A 4,026-nucleotide genomic window follows, 5' to 3' on the forward strand; every position below is an offset into this window, starting at 1 on the left:
ACCCCGCATCACTTCCCCCGCCGATTCAGCAAGAGAATCATAGCATCGACGGGGTTTTCACACAGCCTGGACCCAAACCGGACATATTTCGGCGAGGTCGTAACGAGTTGGAATCCCGTGGCGCTTATTGTTTGGAAAGGGAAGGCCGCCGTACGATCACATCCTTACCCACTTCGATTACCATCAGATCTTCCCCTACTTCTAATGGACCGCTGTAAGTTTTGCGCGTGGCGGGCACCAGATCATCAGCGGTGGCGGTGGGCAGAACTATATGGGAGTAAACTGCCAGCCGCGGTTTTGTTCTTTCGAACACTTCCCCGGCCTGTTCGGGAGTAACATGATGTGCGACTACTGATTTCGCCCGCTCTGGATTGACCCCTGCACGTACAAAGCTTTCGGGTGACGCAACCTCGTGCACCAGTAAGTCTACCCCAGCGGCCGCTCGGACGAGATTGTCAGAGATGCGTGTATCGCCAGACAGAACGACGGATCGACCTTCATAGTCGATACGGTAGCCATAAGCTGGTTCCACCGGCGCATGATCGACCTTGATCGCCGTTATTTTCACGCCATTCTGTTCGAAGGCAAAGCCCGGGTCAATTTCGTGAGCGTTGATCACCGCCCCCTCGGGTCGTGCCTTGTCATCGGAAATCCTAAATCGGATATCAAACTCAAACGCTTGTACTAGGTGCGACACCATATTGGCAGTTCCTGGTGGCCCCCACACCTCCAGCGGCCGGTTGCGGCCGGCGCCAACTAGCCAACCAGTTAGCCAGACGTCCGGAAATCCAACCACATGGTCGGAGTGGAGATGGGTAAAAAACACCCCATCAACGTCTTGCCACCTGACTTTGATTTGCGCGAGGCGCTGTATCGCGCCGCGACCAGTATCAAAGAGAAATTTCTTGGCGCCTGCCTCGACTAATATGCTCGGGCCGAAGCGGTTCATCACAGGAGGTGGATTTCCTGTACCGAGTAAAGTTACGCGTATTTCCTGACAAAGCGCAGCACCCGAGAAGACGCTCAATGAGAGTGCGGAAATGAATAACGCCCTGCTTAGCTGAGCTAACATCTCTGCACTTCATGGTTGTATGGGCCAGTTGACCCACCGCTCCGTCAAACGGCTGCGGAACTGACCCCGATATCAGATCAAGGGATACTGCGGTCGCGGCGTTTCCGTATGTGAACTAGTTTACATCAGCAGGACGGATTTTATAGCCGTTATGTCACTGTGTTGGCGCCTTTGATGCTTCACTGGATCGCACAAATAGAAAACGAGACATCACGGATATTTTTGCGTCGGCGCTGCCATCTTGGCCGATGAGGATTAGTCCCGCTCCGCCATTAGCCACAGTTAAAATGATGAGCTCGCCGTTCCACGTCTTGATGGGCTCCATTCCGATGATGAGAAATTCACCGACCGGTTGGTCAAAATATTGAAGCCTCAGCTGCGGAGCGACCTCTGCTGCCGCAAGTCCAAAGCCCAGCTGTCGAGCGCGCGCATAGATGTCAGCCAGGGACGCAGTATCGGTCTCAAAGCCGAGTTCGGCCGCCGACACCGCGAAAAGCTCCACGTTTGTTTTCGTAGCGCTGAGGGTAAAGGTCGGTCGAGCGAGAATTTCCCCAGCCGAGTTTCCGATGCCACAACCTACTGTATTCAACGCGTTACGAAGAGCGAGCGAATCTGAAAAGTTCCCAACTGTAATCTTCTTCCATACCGGAACATCAACGGCGGATCGGACTAGAACCTGCGGCATAATAGGTGAAGGACGCTTATTGAGCCTCAGTTGGTTCTGCAGAACGTCTCTCGCCGTGCATTGCGCTCTGGCTTCGCTCGCGAATACGAGAAGGCAGGCGCTGCAGAGCATCATAAAGATGGGAGCGCTGCCATTGTGCCGTCCCGCCGAACGATGCGACATTGCGATACCTCGCTTCGAGGCAATGTACTCGATCTCACCGCGCGTGATACCGATGTCCGTTAGGTCCCTTTCGGTCAGCTGGCACAACTTGGCTCGCAGCCTTTCGCGTTTGCGCCACTGTTGAAATGCATCCCAATATATTTCGAGAGGGCTGTACACTTGCCGCTTTGCGGTTGCCGGTCTCAGCTCGGTGGCCCCGTGGATCGTGCTCATTGCGATGTGTCCAGGCTGGACTGTTTCACCAGCCGAGGGTACCGGGAGATGAGCTGGCGCGCTTAACATCCGGCTTACTTTTTCCTCACCGGCGGCTTATTCTTTGCGTCTGAGGCCGGCAATAGAAGCCGTTGGAGGCAACTTAGGAAATAGCAACGTGCGCTATCTCTTCGACGAGTACGCATTCGATACTGACCGCCGTGAATTGCATCGCGGACCGGAGCTAGTTTCCATCGCACCCCAGGTATTCGACTTGCTTGAGTACCTGATCCTCAACCGGGAACGAGTCGTTAGCAAAGAGGGCCTCATCAATGCCATCTGGAATGGGCGCAGCGTGTCCGATGCAGCGCTGACCACGCGCCTTAACGTCGCGCGGTCTGCGATAGGCGATTCCGGCGAGGAACAGCGCCTGATCAAGACACTGCCGCGCAAAGGCTTCCGTTTCGTCGGATCCGTGCGGGAAGCGCGAAAGCTTGCAGGTCTAAACCCTGGCGATGCGCCCGGGAGCGTTCCTGCACTTCCCGACAAGCCCTCCATCGCCGTGCTGCCGTTCGCGAACATGTCTGGCGATCCCGAGCAGGAGTACTTCGCGGACGGGATGGTTGAGGAGATCACGACCGCGCTTTCGCGGTTCAAAGGGCTGTTCGTGATCGCTCGCAATTCGAGTTTCACCTTCAAGGGCAAAGCGGTCGACATCAAGGAAGTCGGGCGGAGGCTTGGCGTGCGCTATGTCCTCGAGGGGGCTGTGCGTAAGGCGCCGGGGAAAGTTCGCATCACAGGGCAGTTGATCGATGCGATTACAGGCGCGCACATCTGGGCGGACAGGTTTGAGCGTGACCTGACCGACGTTTTTGCTCTTCAGGACGAAGTTACGATCGCCGTTGTCTCGGCCATTGAGCCAAAAATGCTTCAAACAGAAATTGCGATGGCGACGCGGCGGCGACCAGAGAACCTCACCGCCTATGATTTTTATCTCCGTGCAGCGCAGCAGTTCTACCTAGCGACCCGCGAAGGGGTGGCCGAGGCGATAAGGCTGGCTCATCGCGCCTTGGAGCTCGACCCTCGGTTCGGCTCTGCCGCGGCTCTGGCAGGTGTCTGTCACATGCTCAACGTCGTTTTGGGCTATAGCAACGATCCCCAGTTCGAACGCAAGGAAGCAGTTCGGCTTGTTCGTTTGGCATTGAGCCTCGACGATGGTGATCCGGACACGTTAGCAAGGGCTTCCATGACCTCGGCGTTCATTGTCGGCGATAGTGAAGCCGAGATCGAAATGGCTGACCGGGCGGTCGCGCTCAACCCAAATTCATGGCGCACATGGCACGGCAGAGGCGAGGTCTACAGAGTTGCGGGGCTGCCGGAGGAGGCGATCCGGAGCTTTGAACGTGCTATTCGCCTGAGCCCGGTAGACTCGTGGCAATACATGACGCTTACTGGCATTGGGCAGGCCCTTATCGAGCTTCGCCGCTTTGACGAGGCCATCGTCGTATTGAAGAAAGCCCTTCGTCAGAACCTCTATGTGGCAACTTACCGCTGCCTCGCGTCCGCCTTCGCCCATCTCGGACGTGACGCTGAGGCGCACGACGCGGCGGCGCGGGTGCTTGAGATCGATCCCGCCTTTACAGTATCGGCGCATATCGCCCGGGGCCCCAAAAACGTAAAGCTGCTTATTGAGGGTCTTCGGAAAGCGGGGTTGCCCGAGTAGCTCTCCAATGCCCACGAGGTGATCGAATGGCGGCACTCTGCTGCGGCGCATGAGTCCGGTTATGGCACCTTTGAGACATGCCGACGGGCGCTGAGAATGTCCGTTGATCGGGGTGGACCGGAGTGCGCCGGGAGACCGGCAAGGAGTAGATGGTGCAAGTCCATCACGATGAAGGAGTAGCGAACCGCATCG

3 protein-coding genes are annotated in these 4,026 nt (G+C 56.8%); 1 reads left to right on the forward strand and 2 read right to left on the reverse strand.

Going from position 1 to position 4,026, the window contains the following annotated elements; translation table 11 throughout:
- Nucleotides 1-124: 124 nt before the first annotated feature.
- Together JQ624_RS38105 and JQ624_RS38110 are read right to left on the reverse strand one after the other, a co-directional pair.
- Nucleotides 125-1,072 (reverse strand): MBL fold metallo-hydrolase, encoded by a 948-nt coding sequence (locus JQ624_RS38105; protein WP_212423995.1) that lies wholly within the window; start codon nucleotides 1,070-1,072, stop codon nucleotides 125-127.
- 154 nt (nucleotides 1,073-1,226) lie between these two features.
- Entirely contained in the window at nucleotides 1,227-2,132 is a 906-nt protein-coding gene (locus JQ624_RS38110) for a DUF1127 domain-containing protein (RefSeq protein WP_212423996.1), read from the reverse strand.
- A 157-nt stretch (nucleotides 2,133-2,289) separates the two neighbouring features.
- On the opposite strand from JQ624_RS38110, the gene JQ624_RS38115 reads away from it, so the two are divergent.
- Nucleotides 2,290-3,834 carry a winged helix-turn-helix domain-containing tetratricopeptide repeat protein gene (locus tag JQ624_RS38115; RefSeq protein ID WP_212423997.1) on the forward strand — a complete coding sequence of 515 codons (1,545 nt, stop codon included), beginning with the start codon at nucleotides 2,290-2,292 and terminating at the stop codon, nucleotides 3,832-3,834.
- Nucleotides 3,835-4,026 lie beyond the last annotated feature (192 nt).

The organism is Bradyrhizobium sp. AUGA SZCCT0283 (assembly GCF_018130385.1).
Taxonomy (GTDB): domain Bacteria; phylum Pseudomonadota; class Alphaproteobacteria; order Rhizobiales; family Xanthobacteraceae; genus Bradyrhizobium.